This window comes from Paenibacillus allorhizoplanae, from assembly GCF_927798215.1.
Taxonomy (GTDB): Bacteria; Bacillota; Bacilli; order Paenibacillales; family NBRC-103111; genus Paenibacillus_E; species Paenibacillus_E allorhizoplanae.
Genome location: NZ_CAKMMW010000059.1, coordinates 1 through 2,170, shown reverse-complemented (window position 1 = coordinate 2,170; position 2,170 = coordinate 1). Strand labels below are relative to the sequence as shown.

1 rRNA gene is annotated in these 2,170 nt (G+C 53.5%); it reads right to left on the bottom strand.

Annotation, left to right across the window (positions count from 1 at the left end):
- Positions 1-2,170 (bottom strand): 23S ribosomal RNA (locus L6I86_RS35470); the annotation flags it as partial.

Below are 2,170 nucleotides of genomic sequence, written 5' to 3'. Positions count from 1 at the left end.
ACTTCCACCTCGAACCTATCAACCTCGTCGTCTACAAGGGGTCTTACATACTGGGAAATCTCATCTTGAGGGGGGCTTCGCGCTTAGATGCTTTCAGCGCTTATCCCCTCCGTACATAGCTACCCAGCGATGCCTCTGGCGAGACAACTGGTACACCAGCGGTACGTCCATCCCGGTCCTCTCGTACTAAGGACAGCTCCTCTCAAATTTCCTACGCCCGCGACAGATAGGGACCGAACTGTCTCACGACGTTCTGAACCCAGCTCGCGTACCGCTTTAATGGGCGAACAGCCCAACCCTTGGGACCTACTTCAGCCCCAGGATGCGATGAGCCGACATCGAGGTGCCAAACCTCCCCGTCGATGTGGACTCTTGGGGGAGATAAGCCTGTTATCCCCAGGGTAGCTTTTATCCGTTGAGCGATGGCCCTTCCATTCGGTACCACCGGATCACTAAGTCCGACTTTCGTCCCTGCTCGACTTGTAGGTCTCGCAGTCAAGCTCCCTTATGCCTTTGCACTCTGCGAATGATTTCCAACCATTCTGAGGGAACCTTTAAACGCCTCCGTTACATTTTAGGAGGCGACCGCCCCAGTCAAACTGCCCACCTGACACTGTCCCCATACCGGATCACGGTACTAGGTTAGAACTCCGATACGATCAGGGTGGTATCCCAACGATGCCTCCACCCAAGCTGGCGCTCAGGCTTCAAAGGCTCCCACCTATCCTGTACAGATCGTACCAAAGTCCAATATCAAGCTGCAGTAAAGCTCCATGGGGTCTTTCCGTCTTGTCGCGGGTAACCTGCATCTTCACAGGTATTAAAATTTCACCGGATCTCTCGTTGAGACAGCGCCCAAGTCGTTACGCCATTCGTGCGGGTCAGAATTTACCTGACAAGGAATTTCGCTACCTTAGGACCGTTATAGTTACGGCCGCCGTTTACTGGGGCTTCAATTCATAGCTTCGGGTTGCCCCTAACCACTCCTCTTAACCTTCCAGCACCGGGCAGGCGTCAGCCCGTATACTTCGCCTTGCGGCTTCGCACAGACCTGTGTTTTTGCTAAACAGTCGCTTGGGCCTTTTCACTGCGGCCCCCTCGGGCTATTCACCCTACCGAGGCACCCCTTCTCCCGAAGTTACGGGGTCATTTTGCCGAGTTCCTTAACGAGAGTTCTTCCGCGCGCCTTAGAATTCTCTTCTCACCCACCTGTGTCGGTTTGCGGTACGGGCACCTTCGCCTGGCTAGAAGCTTTTCTTGGCAGTGTGAACTCATGACCTTCGGTACTTAAATTTCCCTCCCCATCACAGCCCAGCCTTACGATGTGCGGATTTGCCTACACATCAGCCTCACTGCTTGGACGAGCATCCATCAGCTCGCGTCACTATCCTTCTGCGTCACTCCATTGCTCATAACGGCTACGGTGGTACAGGAATTTCCACCTGTTGTCCATCGACTACGCCTTTCGGCCTCGCCTTAGGTCCCGACTTACCCTGAGCGGACGAGCCTTCCTCAGGAACCCTTAGGTTTTCGGCGGATCAGATTCTCACTGATCTTTTCGTTACTTATACCGGCATTCTCACTTGTATGCGCTCCACCTGTCCTTACGGTCAGAATTCAACGTACATACAACGCTCCCCTACCCATGCACATACGTGCAAGCCATAGCTTCGGTGGCGTGTTTAGCCCCGTTACATTTTCGGCGCAGAGTCACTCGACCAGTGAGCTATTACGCACTCTTTCAATGGTGGCTGCTTCTAAGCCAACATCCTGGTTGTCTGTGCAACTCCACATCCTTTCCCACTTAACACACACTTGGGGACCTTAGCTGATGGTCTGGGCTGTTTCCCTTTTGACAATGGATCTTAGCACTCACTGTCTGACTCCCGGATTTAAGTTTGTGGCATTCAGAGTTTGACTGGACTTGGTAACCCTTGGCGGGCCCCGCACCCAATCAGTGCTTTACCTCCACAACTCAACATCCGAGGCTAGCCCTAAAGCTATTTCGGGGAGAACCAGCTATCTCCGAGTTCGATTGGAATTTCTCCGCTACCCCCACCTCATCCCCGAATTTTTCAACATTCGTGGGTTCGGGCCTCCAGTGAGTGTTACCTCACCTTCACCCTGGACAGGGGTAGATCACACGGTTTCGGGTCTACGTCCACGTACT